Source organism: Hymenobacter sp. (genome assembly GCF_036388155.1).
GTDB lineage: Bacteria > Bacteroidota > Bacteroidia > Cytophagales > Hymenobacteraceae > Hymenobacter.
Genome location: NZ_DASVSI010000079.1, coordinates 19,919 through 36,203, shown reverse-complemented (window position 1 = coordinate 36,203; position 16,285 = coordinate 19,919). Strand labels below are relative to the sequence as shown.

Below are 16,285 nucleotides of genomic sequence, written 5' to 3'. Positions count from 1 at the left end.
AAGACAACGAGAAGTTTATGGCCCGTGCGGCTGTGGTGGGTAAGCAGTTTGATGCCTTCACGCCCCTCGACTCGGTACACGTGAATGGCAACCTGACCATGGGCGAAAACCTAGCCGACCTTGGTGGCCTCACCATTGCCTACGCGGCCTTCATGAAAACCCCCCAGGCCAAGGCTGCCAAGGTAATTGACGGCTTCACGCCCGAGCAACGCTTCTTCCTGAGCTATGCCCAAATCTGGCGCGAAAACCAGCGCCCGGAGGCCCAGCGCCAACAGCTCCAGACCGACCCGCACTCGCCGGGCCACTACCGTACCATTGGGCCGTTGCAGAACTTCCCGGAGTTCCACAAGGCCTTCAGCTGCAAGGACGGCGACAAAATGGTGCGCCCAGCAGCTGTCCGCGCCAAAATTTGGTAAGCTTCTTGCACAAGCTCATTTGAATCAAGAGCGGGAAGCTGTTCCCATTCCTGATAAAGAAAGACCTGTCTCCTCTGGGGGCAGGTCTTTTTGCTTGATAAAGCGCTGATTATTAAAAAGAGGCTCTTCGGGGAGGATGTCGCTGGCCGGTCCGACGCCCTAGGCGTCCGACCGGTTGTCGGTCCACGGCCGTCGCAGTATTGTATGTGCGGCAACCGGTCAGACGCCTAAGGCGTCGGACTGAGCGGAGCCAACTTGCTAGAACGTTTCATGTATTGTGGTACGATTAGGCAAGGCCGCTACCCTTCATGAATTGCCCTCGACACGGCCGCTACACCCCACGGCTGCTCAGCGCGAAGTGCGCTACAAAACCCGCCCCTTAGCGCAACGGCCTTCCGTGGCCCATTATCTTTACGGCGTAGAATTTCAAAAGAAAACAGGCTTTTGGGGCGTAAACGGCATGGCCGGCTTTGCCCACGGCTAGGGCTGCCCACTTGACACGGCCAAGCCGGCGAATGCGGAGTAGTTCATTACCAAGAGCTGGGCGCAATAACGTTAAACGGGTTCGCTAGCCAGTAGCAGCCAAAAAAGTAATTTGACACCTACCGTGGTGCTGTTTCACGGTTGCCGAACAGGTGGGTTTACCAATGCACATATCTTCTTTGCCAGTCCGTTATGCCTTGCTGGCGCTAGCGTTAACCGCCAGCGCTTGCCAGGATGACGCCGTGGCCCCGCAGGCGTTGCCGGACCACCTGGCCCTGGGCAACCCCAGCGGGGCCACGGCGGACGCCGCCCAGCCCGCCAATTACCTGCTGAGCAAGCCGCAGTACGCCCTGAGCTACCACCGCGACCAGGGCAAGCCCAACTGGGTGAGCTGGCACTTGAGCGCCGACTGGCTCGGCAGTGCCGCCCGGCAGGACGACTTCCGGGCCGACCCCGACCTGCCGGCGGCCTGGCACAAACCCAACGCCAGCAGCTATGTTGGCTCGGGCTTCGACCGCGGCCACAACTGCCCCAGCGCCGACCGCACCAAGACCGTAGCCGACAACTCGGCCACGTTTTTGATGAGCAACATGATGCCCCAGGCCCCGCGCAACAACCAGGAAACCTGGGCCAACCTGGAAGAGTACTGCCGCAAGCTGGTCGGCCAGGGCAACGAGCTCTACGTGGTGTGCGGCAGCTACGGCCGCGGCGGCACGGGCAGCAACGGATTTGCCCAAACCCTCGACCAGGGCCGGGTGACGGTGCCGGCCCGCTGCTGGAAGGTGGTCGTCGTCCTGCCGAAGGGGGACAACGACGCTTCCCGCGTCAGCAGCAGCACGCGCGTTATTGCCATCGACGTGCCCAATGACAACAGTCTCAGCACGAACTGGGGGGCGTACCGCACCACCGTGGACGCCATCGAAGCCGCCACGGGCTACGACGTTCTGTCGGCGGTGTCGGCGGCGGCGCAGCAGGCAGTGGAAGCGCGAGTCGATAACGGCCCAACAAGCTGAGGCATCCCGTACCTTTTCGATGCAGGGCATGAGTAGGGCAGCGCCCAGTGCTACGGTTGAGGTTGTTCGCGTCGGGCTAAGGGTTTAGTTTTGACACCCGCATTGGCGGTATTCGTCGCTTTTCCAACTGCATCCCCGCTGATAACCCGTATGCACCACCTCGTTTACACCAGCGTTGCGAGCGCACACCTTTCCGAAGATGAATTGCAGCGGCTGCTGGGCCACTGGCGCGATACCAACGCGGCGCTGGGGGTAACGGGCGTGCTGCTCTACAGCGAGGGCAACATCTTGCAGGTGCTGGAAGGCCGCGACGACGCCATTCATCCGCTCTACAAAACCATTGAGGCCGACGTGCGCCACCGCAGCGTGACGAAGCTGGCCGACGGCCCGGTACAGAGCCGGGCCTTTGCCGAATGGTCGATGCGGTTCCGGACCGTGGAAATCGAGGAATTCACGCACTTTGTGCGGCGGGCCGCCACGGGGCAGCCCCACGCCCAAGGGCTGCTGCCGCTGCTGGAGGCTTTCGGCACGCCCGAGCCCTTGGCCTAACAGAACTGCCCCTGGGGGCTACTTCACGACTTCCACTTTGAGCGGAATGTCTTCGACGGGCCACTTGTCGGACTCCACCGGCTGGTTGGAGATGTTGTCGACCACGTCCTGGCCCTCGACGACTTCGCCAAATACGGTGTACAGCCCGTCGAGGGCGGGCACGCCGCCTTGGGTGGCGTAGACCTTGGTTTGGGCGGGGGTGAGCTGGCGGCGGGTCATGGCCTGCGACTGGTCGGGGGTGAGTTTTTCGCCCACCACCAAGTAGAAGTCGGTGTTGGAGGACAGGCGGCCGGGGTTCTGCTCATCGTCGTAGCGGGCCATGCCCAGGGCGCCTTTTTTGTGGTAATGCGTCGTGCCCCGGATTTCGGGCGGCAGCCGGTAGCGCTTCAGCCGGATGGTGCGGGCGTTGTAGGTTTGGCCGCCCTGCACGGCGAAGTTCTTCACCACCCGGTTGAACATGGTTTCGTCGAACACGCCCTTGCGGGCCAGCAGCAGGAAGTTGGCCCTGTGAATGGGCGTGTCGTCGTAGAGCTTCACCCGGATGTTGCCCAGCCGCGTCTTGATGAGCACTTCCGAGCCGGGGTACTGCTTGCCGTAGGCCAGCAGCGCGGCCGGCGCCGTGCTGTCGGTGAGGGCGGCAATGTCGGGGCCGGGCACGTCTTTGCGGACGACTGGGGCGGCCGTGGGGGGAGGCGTCTGGTTGCAGGCGGCCAGCAGGGCCAGTCCGGCGAAAAGGAAACGGTTCATGCCACAAAATAAACCCGGCCCCGCACATTGGCGGAGCCGGGCTGGTTGTAGAGACGCAACATGTTGCGTCTCGTCGGCCGCGCCGTTCGGGTGTTGTTCAACGCAAGCTGTTCAACGACGAGACGCAAAATATTGCGTCTCTACTTGGGCCGGTACGAATTCAGGTCCTTGCTCAGGCCCAGCTTCTTGGCAATGTCGGAGAACATCTCGGGGTCGAAGTTGTCCTCGCCGGGCGAATTGAGCTGGGGCTCTTCTTCCAAAATGGGGTAGGGCACACCCTTCTTGGCGCCCTGAATCACCTCCAGCTCGGAGCCGTCTTCGGGGTGCTTGCCGTTCCAAATCACGCCGGCTTCCATGTAGGCATTGGGCGAGAAGGTGTACAGCTCGCGGTGCAAGCCGTGCTTCATGAACGCCTTGGCTTCGGGGAAGGCGTTGTTGCTAAGTGTGGGGATGGGCATGAGCTTTTTCACGTCCACGCCGGTCAGTTTTTCCAGGGCCAGGGCGTAGGCGTACACGTGCAGGCCGCCGCGCACCAGCAGGTAGCCCACCATGGTGCGGGCGCAGGGGTCGGTCACCATTTCGTACACCCGCATTTTGTTGGCGCGGGCGCCGCACTCCAGAAAGAAGTTGTGCAGCAAATCGAGGCGCAGGTTGCCGGAGCTGAACACGTTGTCGCCGCTCCAGGGCCGGCCCATGGCGTCGATGGGCAGGGCGGCCTGGCCGCTGGCAATGAAGTGGTCGGAGATGCGGGCGTCGGCGGCGCCGGCCAGCGGGCCGGGCACGGGGTCGGTGCCGCGCTTGCTCACGCCAGTCAGCAGCAGGTTGATGGCGTAGCTCACCGCTTCGATGTGCGAATACTCCTCGGCCGCAATGGCCGCCGTGAGCGAGTAGAACGGCCGGAGCCGGTCGCGTCCCCGGAAGTTGAACGACTGGAACGTGTAGTTCATCAGCGTGCTCATCTCGCCGAACTTGCCGCCCAGCAGCTCTTGCACGGCGGAGGCGTCGTTGGCGGAGGGGTTTTTGGGTTTTGGGAGGTCGAGGGCCAGCTCGTCTAGTCGCAGTATCATAGGCGGTGAAGGAAAGGAAGGTGGAAAGGAAAAGGCCGGGCTCGCACATGCGGGCCCGGCCTTACTACGGCAGCTTTTTATCCTCGGCCATAACCAATTTTATTGGCTGAACCGTTGTTGTTGAATCTTTCCGACCCAACCTCCACAGTGCTTGCCTACTTGGGCGCGCCGCCCTTCTGCTTAATTTTTTCGCTACCGTCCTTGCCTTTGCTCTTCACCTTGAGCTTGTCGATGGCGGGCTCGGCGGCCGGAACGGGGGCGGGGTCCGGGGCGGGCGCCGCGGGCGGGGCTTCGGCTTCGTCGGGCGGCAGGGCCATGTCCTTGGCCGACTTGATTTCGTCGACCACTTCCACCTTTTTGGCCTTCTGCTGGGCCAGCAGCAACTGGTCCTGGCTCAGGGTGTTTTTCTTCCAGGCCGTGAGCTCCGTGCTGAGCTTGACCTTCTCGTCTTTGGTGGGTTTGTTGGGCGTCATCAGGCCGTCGAGGTCGGGCTTGCCGCCGTCTTGCCACGCCGTGAGCCACAGCGAGGATACCATCATCGGGGCGCCCTTCAGGCGGTAGCTCACCATGCCGCCCACCGCTTTCTCGTAAGCGTCGGCAAAGGCGTCGGAGTAGCGGCGCGAGGTTTTGCCGGCGCGGTGTGTAAACGTGAAGCGCACGTCGGGCTTCATGGTTTTTTCAATCTTGGTGGCGCGGTCGAAGGTTTCGCCCACGAAGCCGTAGCTTTCCTGCAACACGCCCCAAATGGCCGCCAGCGGGTCTTTCACGTATTTGGCCTGCTCGCCTTCCAGCTTGTAGTCGTTGATGAAGCGCTCGGGCAGCTGGCTTTCCCACAGGCTGTGCAGGCCCTTCTGGTCGGTGAGTTGGCCGTCGTAGTTGATGGTGGTGTGCAGCGGCACGAAGGCGTCGCCCACGTAGTGGCTCAGCTCGGCCGAATACTTGATGATGTTCAGCGTGTCGCGCTGCCGGAAGGCCTCGGTGAGGTTGTCCTTCACTTCGAGCACCACCCAGGGCACGGTGCCGTACTTCTTCAGCGTGTCGGCCGAGAATTTCTCCACCGCTTTGTCGTACACGCGGGGCATCTTGCCGAAGGGGTCGTTTTCGGAGTAGTGGTCGATGTCGATGAAGTGCTTCGGGGCCTCGGTGGGGTCGTCGTTGCGGCGCTCATCGGGCGCGGTGCTCAAGCGCACCAGCTCGGCCATGTGCCGGTAGTAGAACGCTTGCATGGAGGCCGGCAGCTCATACACCGCCACCTGCGTGATGGTGCGGTGGCCAAAGAAACCCCAGGCGCCAGCGGTGCCGTGGGCAAGCATGAGGGCCGCAAGCAGCAGCGGCAAGAGGGTTTTTTTCATAAAAAATAAAAAAATGGCCAGACCGTAAATAGTAGCTTGCCCAAAGTTCGGCAATGGCCGCCACATTCGTTAGCTCCTGCCCTGGGCCGGGCCCGAAGCGCGCGCAATGCCCCGCCGGCCCATCACCCAAAACCACGCTGCAAATGGCTCCGGTGAATGTCGCTCGCGAAAGCCACTTCCCACCGCCAACTCCGCACGAGTGAGGCGCGAACGCCCTGGCGCGCTACTTTCGCGTAATGAATACACGCGGCTACTGGGTTGGATTTTCGATGCTGCTGGCCACGGCGGGGCCTGCCGCGGCGCAGGCAGTGACCATTGCCCCACCGGGCGCCTACCGCACCGCCGCCGCCTACCGCCTGCGCAAGCCGCAGCCGGCTGGCACCGACGCTTTTTACCCCGACAAGCGCGGGCAGCTGGTGGTGGAAGTGCCGCGCGGCACCAAAACCGTGAAGCAGCGCGTGGCCCCGGACAGCGTGTGGGGCTACACATCGGGCAAGGGCCGCACCTTTCGGCTGCACCGGGGCGAGGAGTACCGGCTTGAATTTGCCGACACCCTTTGCGTGTATTCCAGCAACACCACACCCGCAAAAGCGGCGGGTGACGCGGCAGTGGCTGCCGGGCCGGGTGGGGGCCGCACCATCGGGGCTACCCGCTACTTCTTCAGCCGGGGGCTTACGGGCTTGGTTTTCCCGCTCACCGTGCGCTACCTGCGCGACATGTATGAGGCCAGCAACCCCGCCTTTGTAGCCGCCCTGGGCCAGCTGCGCCTCGGCCAAAGCCTGACCGACGTGGACCGCAAAACAGGCCTCTTCCGCGTCACCACGCTGTATCGCGAGGCGGCCGGGGAAGAAAAGCCCTAGAGGCGGAACAAAATGGTTCCTATTCGACACAACGACTGCGGCGTAGCTTTGAAAGGCATCTATCTGTCTACCCTCTCCAGAACCTACGGCGTCTTTCTATGCTGAATTGCAGCTGGCCGGCCAGCACTACCCCGCGCGGCACTGCACCTACGAATTCACCCAAGCCACCAGCGAGCGAGGGCGGGTGAGCGCCAAGGTGCGCCACGGCCTGGTGCACTTGGCCCTGGATGTGCCCTACGACGACGCCTTGCTGGCTTGGGCGGCCGCGCCGCGTCGGCCGCTGGCCGGGTGCGTCGTCTTTTACGCAACCCGGGGCGGGGCGGCTCGCGAAACGCTGGCCTGGGAGGCGGGCGAGTGCGTGGGTTACCGGGAAACGTTCGAGAGCGGCAGCGCCGAGGCCGGGGCCTACGTGTGCCATCTGACCGTTGCGACCCCGCAGCTGACAATTCAGCCCGGCGGGCCGGCCGCATACACGAGCCCGACCGCGCGCAACCACGGCACGCCACAACAAGGGTTCGTGGACCCGTTCGTGGTGCCCCTGCTGACGCCCGCGCCGGTGGCTGAAGCAGTGGCGGAAGCAGTGGCGGAAGCAGTGGCGGAAGTTGTGGTCGAGGCTGCTGTGACTTCGGCACTAGTGCCGATAGCGCTGATACTGGCCTTGATATTGGGCAGCACCACACCGGCCCAGGCGCCGGGTTTGCCGCCAGTGAACCGCGACGAGGCGCGCCTGCGCTATTTGGTGGCGCAGCACGCGGCTGGCACGCTGGCCCCTGAGGAGGAAGCCGAATTGATTGCCCTGCTAGCCAAAGTAAAGGGGATTCGCATTCAAAAACTAAGCGACTTAAGGCAGCTTGCAGCACCAATCCAAAAGATACCCAACAAGTTTCCTAATGAAGCAATGCCTGCTGACGGAAAAATCATTCCGTACGAAATTATTGACGGCAACATTAAAGGCGTCAACGGCAGGAAACAATTTGACTTTGTTATTGACGATGAAGGGAAGTTGATTATTGGTAATAAGCACCATCTGCTTGGAAGTGGTCAACCAGTGCAAGCTGCTGGGCAATTACGATTAAATGGCCAAGGCCAAATAAGACAAATAGACAATTTATCTGGGCACTATCAGCCGAGTGTTGCCGAAACTGCTAATTACCCCCGACTTTTAGAAAATGCAGGGGTTAAAGTGAAGGGAGCGACAATTGTGAGTCACAGCATAAGCACAAATGCGAGCGGTATGATAACAGGTGTAAAAGTCGTTTCTTCAAAAATAATTAAATAACCATGCAGCTCTCTCCTGAACAATTCCACCAGAATCTGTTAGCTACGTTAATTGAAATAGCGGAAGAAAAATCAGCCGTCCAGGATTGTAAATTTATTATAACTCCCGTAAAAGAGCCCGACGCTAAGTACAATTCTACTGATGATTTCATGCGCTTAACCTTGCTGACAGATGAAAACGTCAAGGGTAAGTTTTACGAAATAAACGATGTCGTAACGCTGCTTTCCGGGCCAAACTCTTCTTACCCTTTGTGGATTGACGTTGTGCCTGCAGAAAGCAGCGCTAGTGCCTGCGTGTTCGAACTCAAAATCAGCATGAGATTCCGCAAACCTTCAGAACTGAGGTATAAAGAAACAGGGCATCCCCCTTTTAAATCCGTAAAATAAGGATTACTAGCAAAGATGCCAACAACGACATCATGAGGACGCAATACCGCATAACAGCGGTTACACGTATGTCTTCTACAATCCCGGCGTCGTATTCCGGTATGGTGTGGGCAGTATCAGCGCCGGGGCCTACGTATGCCGCGCGGCGGTCCGCTAGCTTTTGTGCGCGGCCGACAGTTGCGACACCTGCTTGGTGCCCGGCTGCACCGCCCCCGACACTTCTTTGCGCCGGTTCAGCAGTTCGCTCAGCTGTTGGTAGATGAACTGGGCCGCCTGTTCGCGCAGCTTGTCGCCGTTGCCGTCGAACTGGGTGCGGTATTCGTGGGCCCGGCCTTCCAGTAAAATGGTGACGAACACCGTGCCCACCGGCTTGTTGGGGGTTTCCGAAGCGCCGGGGCCGCACAGGCCGGTCACGGCCACGCACACGTCGGCGGCGGGCAAGTGGCGGTGCAGGCCTTGGGCCATTTCGTTGGTGGTTTGCTGGCTTTCGGCCGAATACGTGGCCAGGGTTTCTTTTTTCACCCCCAGCAGCTTCTGCTTGGCTTCCATGTGGTAGGTCACCACGGAGCCCAGCAGCACTTCGCTGGAGCCCGTGGCTGGGGCCAACTGGGCTGCCACCAGGCCGCAGGTGCAGCTCTCGGCGAGGGCCAAGGTCAGCTTGTGTTCCAGGAACTGCTGCACCAAGGCGCTTAAATCGGGCGTTTTCATAGGCAAAATCCAGCAAGGCTGGGCGGTAGCATACGCCGCGCGTATGGGCCATGGTTGCGGCGGAGCTTAGTTTTTAGGGTAAGAGGGTAGGAAGGGAGAGAGAAGGGTACGGGGTGAAGTGTTGTCATCCTGAGCACAGCGAAGGACCTTATTAAATCAGAACAACTAGCAGTGATGCTAATAGGCGCGAACGTGATAAGGTCCTTCGCTGCGCTCAGGATGACAACACTTCACCCCGTACCCTCCTCTAAACCCCACACCCTCATACAACTATTCCTGCCGGTAGGCCACGCCGGCTTTCATTACAAAGGTGGGCCGCATCAGGGCCGCAATGTCTTGCAGCGGGTCGCCGTCTAAGGCAATGATGTCGGCGAGCTTGCCGGCTTCGAGGGTGCCCAGGTTCTGCGTTTCGCCCAGCAGCTCGGCCGCGTTCACCGTAGCGGCCCGGATGGCTTCAATGGGTGGCATGCCCGCCGCGGTCATGTAGCCAAATTCCAGGGCATTGACGCCGTGCCGGTACACGCCCGCGTCGGTGCCAAACGCAATTTTAACGCCCGCCTTGTAGGCCCGTCCGCAGTTCGCCTGAATCATCGGCCCGATGGTGAGGGCCTTGGGGATGATGGCCGCGGGGAAGTAGCCGGTGATGCGCGCTGAGTCGGCCACCGACTTGCCGGCAATGATGGTGGGCACGTACCAGGTGCCTTTTTGCTTCATCAGCTTGCGGCACTCGTCGTCCATGATGGTGCCGTGCTCGATGCTGGCCACGCCGGCCCGCACCGCCCGCTTGATGCCTTCGGCGCCGTGGGCGTGGCAGGCCACTTTCAGGCCCAGGTCGCGGGCGGTTTCCACCACGGCCCGGATTTCCTCTTCCGAATACTGCGGGCCGCTGCCGTCCTTGCTCAGGTCGAGCACGCCGCCGGTGCTGGCAATCTTAATGACGTCGGCGCCGCGCTTGAATTGCTCGCGCACGGCCTGGCGGCACTGGTCGGGGCCGTTGGCAATGGTCTCGGGTTGGCCGTATTGCTCCATCAGGTGGCGGCTCAGGCCGTCGGCCTCGTCCATGTGCCCGCCCGTGGCGGAAATGGCCCCGCCGGCCGTGAAGATGCGCGGCCCCGTCACCTGGCCCTTGTTGATGGCGTTGCGCAGCGAGATGTTCACGCCGTCTTCGCCGCCCATGTCGCGCACCGTGGTGAAGCCGGCGCGCAGCGTGAGCAGGGCGTCGCCCATGGCCCGGTAGGCGTAGTCGGCGGGGTTCATCGTGAACTGGTTCATGCTGCTGCCCTTGCCGGGGTGCGAAAGCACGTGCACGTGGCAGTCGATGAGGCCCGGGAGCACGGTGCGGTTTTCCAGGTTGATGACTTTGTCCTGCGCGCCGCCCGTGGTGTAGCCGGCTTGCACGGCCGTAATCCGGTCTTTTTCTACCACAATCGTTTGCTGGCTCAGCAGCTTGCCACTGCGCCCGTCCAGCAGCTTGCCGCAGTGCAGGTAGGTTTTTTGGCCAAAAGCCGGGGGGGCGGTGAGCAGCAGCGCGGCCGTAGCCAGTCCGTGAATAGATTTGCGGGTCATATAGTGAGGTGGTGAAGTGGTGAAATGGCGAGTTTGATGTTCTGCCGGCGCAATTTGCGTTAGCGGACTTCAGCGCTCACCACCTCACCACTCACCACCTCACCACTCACCACCTCACCATTTCACCGCATGACTACGCAAGAAGAATTTGAAGCCGCCAGCCAGCGTGCCCAGCAACTGCCCAGCAAGCCGTCGAACATGGTGCTGCTCCAACTCTACGCCCTCTACAAGCAAGCCACCGAAGGCGACATCTCCGGCGACCGCCCCGGCGGCTTCGATTTTAAAGCCATTGCCAAATACGACGCCTGGACCGGCCTGCGCGGCACCAGCAAGGACGCCGCCCGCCAGCAGTACGTGGAGCTGGTGAACCAGCTCGCGGGGTAACGAACAGGGCAAGAGGGCATGGGGGTAAGAGGGCGAGAGTCAGAGGCGTGGTACATCAAACGTTGCGCTACACGTTCTACCTCTTGCCCTCCTACCCCCATACCCTCTTGCCCTAACTAACATGGACATCTCGCGCAAAAAGCCGCCGTATCCCATCACGCCAGAGCTGCGCGAGTACCTGCGCGAGTACGACCGCGAAGCTCCGCTGCCCGTGAAGTACGACGACCTGCGGCACTTCAGCAGCTCCTTCCCGCTGCTCGACCGCACCGGGCGCGACACCCTGTGGCAAACCGTTTTCTTCGAGCCCCAGGCCCTGCGCGAACTGAGCCAGGGCCTCACTGAAGTGTACGCGCTGCTGAAAACGGCCGGCGATTTGTCCTTCACCGAGCACCTGGTGGCCGACCGCATCGACTACTGCGAGTTTGGCAATTCCAAGCCGTTTCGGGTGCGCATCGTCAACCAGTTCAACGACAACTACGACTACTTCTACGTGAAGCAGGCCGACGCTTCGCGCCTCTACGGCCTGGAACTGGAGCACCTGCTCTCGCCCAATTCGATGAACTTTCTGGTGCACGAAGACACGCTCATTGAGGAGCACATTGCCGGCATTCCCGGCGATGACTTCATCCGGCTGCGCCTCAGCCAGCCGCACCTCAACCAAGTGCGCATTGCCAAGGAATTTGTGAAGTTTAATGAGCGCTGCTTTGTGCGACTGCTCGGCGACATGCGCGCCTACAACTACGTTATCGACGTGACGCCTGACTTCGAGGACGAGCAGTACCGCGTGCGAGCCATCGACTTCGACCAGCAGAGTTACGAAGGCCGCCGGGTGATGTACCTGCCGCAGTTTTTCAAGGACAACGCCGCCGTGGTGGCCATGTGCGCCCGCTTGCTCAAGCCCGAAACCCTGCGCCAATACCAAACCGAAGAACGGGCCCTCATGGCCCGCCGCGCCCGCGCCGAGCGCTACCGCCTCCGCGACCTTCTCGACGTGATGCGCCGCCACGACCTAGCTCCCCCCGAAAAAGTAGCCCAGCTCAAAGACGAGCTCAACCGCTACCACAAAACCGCGGCTTTCGACAAATGCGACTCCATGGGCGACCTGGTGCGTCAGAACCTGTGGCTCATGCTCGGAGCGAGTGGCAAGGCGGCGTGAGGGGTAGGGGCGGCCCGCTCCAAATAACATGTTCGCCAGGTAATGAATCTGCCTCCCTACCCAAGCTTTCCGGTGTTGTCGTCAGGCGTTGTCACGCTACGCCAAGTGTTGCCAGCCGACAGCAATAGCCTGTTCGAAATATCCTTCTACGACGCGCGCCCCGCCCAAAACTTGACGGAAGCGGCCGAAATGCAGGAGAAAATAAACGCTGACTACCAGCGCGGCACTTCCATACACTGGGCCATTGTCAGCGCAGCCACTGCCGAAGTAGCCGGCACTGTGGGCTACTACCGGGGCTTTGAGAACGGCACCGGGGAGCTTGGCTGCGTGCTCAAACCGGCCTTTCGGGGCCAGGGCCTGATGCGGGAAGCCATGAAACTCGCCATCAAGTTTGGACTGACCGAAATGCAGCTGACTGAAATATTGGCCGTCACGACCAAGCAAAACGTCCCGGCCAACAACCTGCTCGAAAAGTTAGGTTTCCGCAAAACTGTCTACTTGCCCGACGGCGAGCTAGTCTACCGTTACTCATAAAAAACGGCCGGTTTCGCTTCGTACTAGTCGCAACTGTGCTCTTTCGGAGTCCCTGTGCTCGTGTGCTCTTTCGGAGTTGCACTCCGAAAGCCGGTGCCTGGGGACTTGCAGTCCCCGATGCGCGCGATGCGGAGTACAATTCCGCGCCAAGCCGCTTTCGGAGTGCAACTCCGAAAGAGCAAAGAGCAAAAAGAGCAAAAAGCCCGCTGGCCAATTGGCCAGCGGGCTTTTTGCTCTGCAACCTAGCTCACACGGCCGGCTTGGGCGCGGGCAGGTCAAACGCCGTCGCGTCGTGCTCAAAATGGCCTTTGTGCGAGCCGTCGCAGAAGGGCTTCTGCTTTGACAAGCCGCAGCGGCAAATGCTGATGCGCTGGCGGCCGCCCAAGCCGTAGGGCTGGCCTTGCGCGTCAACTAGTTCGATGTCTTCTCCCTCCACGCGGAGAGAGCCATTGGAAAGTACGGTGAGTTTGATGGCCATGATGAGTGCTGAAAAATGAAGCGTGAGAAGTAGCGGATGAAAACCGAAGAGTGAAATGATGCAGAAGCCACCCGCGAGGTAGGACTGCCGCTAGTGCCTTTCCCAGTCGGAGCGCGCGGAATTAGATTAGAGCTCCTTGCGCATGATGTAGTCGTTCATGAAGTACGGCCCAATGGGTACGTCCACCTCGCGCTGGCGGGCAAAGCCGCGCCGTTCGTAAAACGCAATGGCGGGGTTGTAGCGGTTCACATTCAGGTCGAGAAATTTGCCGCCGGCTTGCCGGGTGGCGTTTTCCACGGCCTCGATGAGGTGCAAGCCAAGGCCCTGTCCCTGCTTGGTGGGCAGCACGTAAATCTTGTGCAGCTTGTAGCCAGTGCCGCCGTCTTCCTCCGCGGGCAAGGGGCTGAAGGACGCAAAGCCCGCGGGCTCGCCGGCCACGTACGCCAGCAGAAACGTGTGGTGCTGCTCGGCCATCTGCCGCTTCAGCGAAGCCGACGTGTAAATCACGCGGTACATGTATTCGAGCTGTTCGCGCGAAATGATGAACCGGTACGTGGGCTCCCACGTGGCCTCGGCCAGCTGAATAATGGTCGGGATGTCCTTGAGCGTGGCGGGCTCAATGCGCGGCGGCGCGGCGGGGGCGTCAGAGGTCATAAGCGGCAAAACACGAAATTGCGGCGAAAAAAACGAAACCAAACCGCCCCGGGAATACGGTTGGCGCGCTACTTGCGTTAATTGGCCGGTTTCCTGTCTTCATTCCCACGCCATGAAAGCTGCATCCCTTCTTCTGCTCCTGACTGCTTTGCCCTTCGCGGGCCACGCCCAAACCACTGCCGACGACCTTCGGCAGCGCGGCGAACTCACCGGCGCCCGGCCGTCGGGCGACCTGTTAGCCAAGCCCCGCGCGCAGGCTGCCGCGCCCCGCACCGCTTCCGACCCCGTGCAGCAGCACCTGCTGAATTCCGACGTGAACCTGGCCCGCGCCCAAGCCCACGAACTGCCCGACCTCTACGAGCGCTTCATTGCCACCACCCGCGAAGAACGCCGCCAATGGAGCTACCAGGACTGGGACAACGCCAACGGCGTGCTCTCCCGCCTCAACCAACGCTACCAGCAAGTGCGCACCGAGCTGCCCGTCGAGGAGCGGCTGCGCATTCGCACTTTCCAAGGCGAGTTTCACACCCTGCGCGGGGCCCGCGAAGTCAAAGCCAAAATCGATGAATAGCGAGTGAGTAGCAAGGCGTAAGACGCAAGTAGCAGGATAAGCCGAGCCTTGCGTCCCACGTCTTATTACTTGTGTCCTGCTACTTGCGTCTTACGCCTTGCTACTAATGTCCTGCGCCTCATGCTGGCTCAACAGCCAAGCCAGCGCCGTGTCCAGGTCGTCAAATAGCTCGATGGCCATCCGGGGCCGCACCGCCGTCACAAAATCATGGCTGGCGAATCGGTTTTCGGTGTCGGGCGAAAACACGTAAGCCATGGCCCGCACGCCGGCGTCCACGGCCAGGGGCAGCCATTCGTATTGCAGCCACGGCAGCGCGTCGCTCCAGTCGCCGCCGGTGTCGCTCTTGTCGTTTAGGATAAGCGAATAGTGCAGTTGGTCGCGCCATGCAGTACCGTGCCCCACCCCCCTGATGATGGCGTCGCCAGTCAATTGGCCGTGCCAGTGCACGTACAGCAGCTCATCGGCCGCGTAGTAGAAGTAGTCCGCCAGGGCCGCCCCGTGCTCGTCTTGCAGGGTAAGGTGCTGGCTGGGCGGGTAGGACAGCATAGCAGAAGGTAGGAGTATTCGGGGGTTTTTTCAAATATAGCCAATATTGTATGATGGTTCTGAAACCCAGCGGTGCTGCTATCTTTGGGGTTCTGCTTTTCTCTCGTCTTATTCGTTCGTAGCGCATGCACATTGCCATCGTCGGCAACATTGGGGCTGGTAAAACCACGCTGGCTCATAAGTTGGCCCAGCATTTTCGCTGGGAAGTGTTTTTAGAAGACGTGGACGACAATCCCTACCTGAAGGATTTCTACCACGACATGCCCCGCTGGGCGTTTCACCTGCAGGTATATTTCCTCAACGGCCGCTTCCGCCAAACGCAGCGCATCAAGGAGCTGCAGAAGGCCGGCAAAGGCATCATCCAGGACCGGACCATCTACGAGGACGCCCACATTTTTGCGGCCAACCTGCACGAGTCGGGCCTGCTCGAAACCCGCGACTACAACAACTACTACGCCTTGTTCGAGTCGATGATTGACCTGGTGGCGCCGCCCGATTTGCTGCTCTACCTGCGCGCCGACCTGCCCAAGCTAGTGAGCCAGATTGAAAAGCGCGGCCGCGACTACGAGAACAGCATCAGCATCGAGTACCTCAAAAGCCTCAACGAGCACTACGAAAAGTGGATTTCGACCTACAGCGCCGGCCGCCACCTCATCGTGGACGTCAGCGAGCTCGACTACGTGCGCAACCCCGAAGACCTGGGCACCATCATCGACAAGATTAACAACACCTTGTTCGGCCTGTTCTAAGCCACCTTGGTTCAACATGCAAAAGCCCTGCCTCGCTCGTCGCGGCAGGGCTTTTGCTTTTAGCTGACACCTACTTGCTCGGCGCCTGGCAGTGCTTCGTTAAAGAAGTCGACCAAAGGGCGGGCAGCAGCAATGCCCGCCACCACGCGCTCCACAAAATCAGGCGCCAGCACCTCGGCGTCGGCATAAAAGTGACCCACGCCGAACGTCTTTAGGCGCAGCCAAGCCAAGTCCGGGTCGTCGGCAGCGTAGCCGCGGGGCGGCCGGGTGAGCTGCGGCCCGCTCACGTCGAGGCCCGTCGGGAAGTGACGCAGCAGCTCTGGCGCCTCCCGCAGCCGGTGAAACCGGTCGCCGTTGTAGTGAATTTCCTGTCGAATGGCCGCGAGCATGGCCGGAGTAGGGTGGAAGGTGCCAGCCCCCAACCAGCTGCGCCCATCGGGCTGAATGGCGATGAAATACCCCGCCCGCGGCGCGTGGCGCCCGCCCAGCTTCAGGCCCGCGCCCATGCGGCGCTTGTAGGGCTCGGGGTCGCGGTGGGCCCGGTCGTTTTTGTGCAGCCGAAACAGCACATCGGCCGTAGTCAAGTCGGCCAGGTCCGGGTCCGTCGCGGCGACTTTGGCCAGTACCCGGCGCACCAGTTCGGTGCAGGTGGCGCGGGCGCGCTGGTAGTCGGGGCGGTGCTCCGCCATCCAGGCGGTGGTGTTGTTGGCCGCCAGCCGGCGGAGGAAATCCAGCAGATAATCAAGTTCCATGCAGCGAGGCGGGCAAATGGCCCGGCTGGCAGAAC

The 16,285-nt window shown here is 61.2% G+C and carries 21 protein-coding genes; 12 read left to right on the top strand and 9 right to left on the bottom strand.

Going from position 1 to position 16,285, the window contains the following annotated elements:
• The 4 genes from VF629_RS11525 to VF629_RS11510 all read left to right on the top strand — a co-directional run.
• Positions 1 to 416, top strand: a 416-nt coding sequence (locus VF629_RS11525) for a M13-type metalloendopeptidase (RefSeq protein ID WP_331058629.1), incomplete at its 5' end; no start/stop codon positions are given.
• 313 nt (positions 417 to 729) lie between these two features.
• The gene (locus VF629_RS11520; protein ID WP_331058628.1) at positions 730 to 900 is read left to right on the top strand and encodes a hypothetical protein; all 171 of its coding nucleotides are present in this window, start codon (positions 730 to 732) and stop codon (positions 898 to 900) included.
• 178 nt (positions 901 to 1,078) lie between these two features.
• Positions 1,079 to 1,912, top strand: coding sequence for a DNA/RNA non-specific endonuclease (locus VF629_RS11515; protein WP_331058627.1), 834 nt, complete (start codon positions 1,079 to 1,081; stop codon positions 1,910 to 1,912).
• Between the two features lie 150 nt (positions 1,913 to 2,062).
• Positions 2,063 to 2,461: a BLUF domain-containing protein gene (locus VF629_RS11510; RefSeq protein ID WP_331058626.1), complete on the top strand. Its 399-nt coding sequence runs from the start codon at positions 2,063 to 2,065 to the stop codon at positions 2,459 to 2,461.
• A gap of 18 nt (positions 2,462 to 2,479) precedes the next feature.
• Here the strand turns inward: VF629_RS11510 and VF629_RS11505 are convergent, their stop codons facing one another.
• The 3 genes from VF629_RS11505 to VF629_RS11495 all read right to left on the bottom strand — a co-directional run bounded on the left by VF629_RS11505 (position 2,480) and on the right by VF629_RS11495 (position 5,627).
• A complete protein-coding gene (locus VF629_RS11505) occupies positions 2,480 to 3,208 on the bottom strand; it encodes a peptidylprolyl isomerase (protein ID WP_331058625.1) in 729 nt (242 codons plus the stop codon).
• Between the two features lie 140 nt (positions 3,209 to 3,348).
• Positions 3,349 to 4,275: a manganese catalase family protein gene (locus VF629_RS11500; RefSeq protein WP_331058624.1), complete on the bottom strand. Its 927-nt coding sequence runs from the start codon at positions 4,273 to 4,275 to the stop codon at positions 3,349 to 3,351.
• Positions 4,276 to 4,430: 155 nt separating this feature from the next.
• Positions 4,431 to 5,627 (bottom strand): zinc dependent phospholipase C family protein, encoded by a 1,197-nt coding sequence (locus VF629_RS11495; RefSeq protein ID WP_331058623.1) that lies wholly within the window; start codon positions 5,625 to 5,627, stop codon positions 4,431 to 4,433.
• Between the two features lie 236 nt (positions 5,628 to 5,863).
• Here VF629_RS11495 and VF629_RS11490 point away from each other — a divergent pair, with 236 nt between their 5' ends.
• The 3 genes from VF629_RS11490 to VF629_RS11480 all read left to right on the top strand — a co-directional run bounded on the left by VF629_RS11490 (position 5,864) and on the right by VF629_RS11480 (position 8,152).
• Positions 5,864 to 6,487 (top strand): hypothetical protein, encoded by a 624-nt coding sequence (locus VF629_RS11490; protein WP_331058622.1) that lies wholly within the window; start codon positions 5,864 to 5,866, stop codon positions 6,485 to 6,487.
• A gap of 61 nt (positions 6,488 to 6,548) precedes the next feature.
• On the top strand, positions 6,549 to 7,766 hold the full coding sequence (gene tssD, locus VF629_RS11485) for a type VI secretion system tube protein TssD (protein ID WP_331058630.1): 1,218 nt from the start codon (positions 6,549 to 6,551) through the stop codon (positions 7,764 to 7,766).
• A 2-nt stretch (positions 7,767 to 7,768) separates the two neighbouring features.
• Positions 7,769 to 8,152 (top strand): hypothetical protein, encoded by a 384-nt coding sequence (locus tag VF629_RS11480; RefSeq protein WP_331058621.1) that lies wholly within the window; start codon positions 7,769 to 7,771, stop codon positions 8,150 to 8,152.
• A gap of 153 nt (positions 8,153 to 8,305) precedes the next feature.
• Here the strand turns inward: VF629_RS11480 and VF629_RS11475 are convergent, their stop codons facing one another.
• Positions 8,306 to 8,860 carry a CinA family protein gene (locus VF629_RS11475; protein ID WP_331058620.1) on the bottom strand — a complete coding sequence of 185 codons (555 nt, stop codon included), beginning with the start codon at positions 8,858 to 8,860 and terminating at the stop codon, positions 8,306 to 8,308.
• 270 nt (positions 8,861 to 9,130) lie between these two features.
• Positions 9,131 to 10,426 (bottom strand): metal-dependent hydrolase family protein, encoded by a 1,296-nt coding sequence (locus VF629_RS11470; protein WP_331058619.1) that lies wholly within the window; start codon positions 10,424 to 10,426, stop codon positions 9,131 to 9,133.
• A gap of 129 nt (positions 10,427 to 10,555) precedes the next feature.
• Between VF629_RS11470 and VF629_RS11465 the strand changes: the two genes are divergently transcribed.
• The 3 genes from VF629_RS11465 (at position 10,556) to VF629_RS11455 (ending at position 12,500) form a co-directional block, all read left to right on the top strand.
• The gene (locus VF629_RS11465; protein ID WP_331058618.1) at positions 10,556 to 10,810 is read left to right on the top strand and encodes an acyl-CoA-binding protein; all 255 of its coding nucleotides are present in this window, start codon (positions 10,556 to 10,558) and stop codon (positions 10,808 to 10,810) included.
• A gap of 121 nt (positions 10,811 to 10,931) precedes the next feature.
• On the top strand, positions 10,932 to 11,966 hold the full coding sequence (locus VF629_RS11460; protein WP_331058617.1) for a hypothetical protein: 1,035 nt from the start codon (positions 10,932 to 10,934) through the stop codon (positions 11,964 to 11,966).
• Between the two features lie 42 nt (positions 11,967 to 12,008).
• Complete coding sequence (locus VF629_RS11455; RefSeq protein WP_331058616.1) at positions 12,009 to 12,500, top strand: GNAT family N-acetyltransferase; 492 nt, start codon at positions 12,009 to 12,011, stop codon at positions 12,498 to 12,500.
• Between the two features lie 247 nt (positions 12,501 to 12,747).
• Here the strand turns inward: VF629_RS11455 and VF629_RS11450 are convergent, their stop codons facing one another.
• Entirely contained in the window at positions 12,748 to 12,978 is a 231-nt protein-coding gene (locus VF629_RS11450; RefSeq protein WP_331058615.1) for a CDGSH iron-sulfur domain-containing protein, read from the bottom strand.
• A 126-nt stretch (positions 12,979 to 13,104) separates the two neighbouring features.
• Entirely contained in the window at positions 13,105 to 13,632 is a 528-nt protein-coding gene (locus VF629_RS11445) for a GNAT family N-acetyltransferase (RefSeq protein ID WP_331058614.1), read from the bottom strand.
• A gap of 112 nt (positions 13,633 to 13,744) precedes the next feature.
• Here VF629_RS11445 and VF629_RS11440 point away from each other — a divergent pair, with 112 nt between their 5' ends.
• Complete coding sequence (locus tag VF629_RS11440) at positions 13,745 to 14,203, top strand: hypothetical protein (protein ID WP_331058613.1); 459 nt, start codon at positions 13,745 to 13,747, stop codon at positions 14,201 to 14,203.
• A gap of 90 nt (positions 14,204 to 14,293) precedes the next feature.
• Here the strand turns inward: VF629_RS11440 and VF629_RS11435 are convergent, their stop codons facing one another.
• Positions 14,294 to 14,749, bottom strand: a complete 456-nt coding sequence (locus tag VF629_RS11435; protein WP_331058612.1) for a hypothetical protein — start codon at positions 14,747 to 14,749, stop codon at positions 14,294 to 14,296.
• A gap of 125 nt (positions 14,750 to 14,874) precedes the next feature.
• Between VF629_RS11435 and VF629_RS11430 the strand changes: the two genes are divergently transcribed.
• Complete coding sequence (locus VF629_RS11430; RefSeq protein WP_331058611.1) at positions 14,875 to 15,498, top strand: deoxynucleoside kinase; 624 nt, start codon at positions 14,875 to 14,877, stop codon at positions 15,496 to 15,498.
• Positions 15,499 to 15,557: 59 nt separating this feature from the next.
• Here the strand turns inward: VF629_RS11430 and VF629_RS11425 are convergent, their stop codons facing one another.
• Complete coding sequence (locus VF629_RS11425; RefSeq protein WP_331058610.1) at positions 15,558 to 16,250, bottom strand: DUF2461 domain-containing protein; 693 nt, start codon at positions 16,248 to 16,250, stop codon at positions 15,558 to 15,560.
• Positions 16,251 to 16,285: the final 35 nt, after the last annotated feature.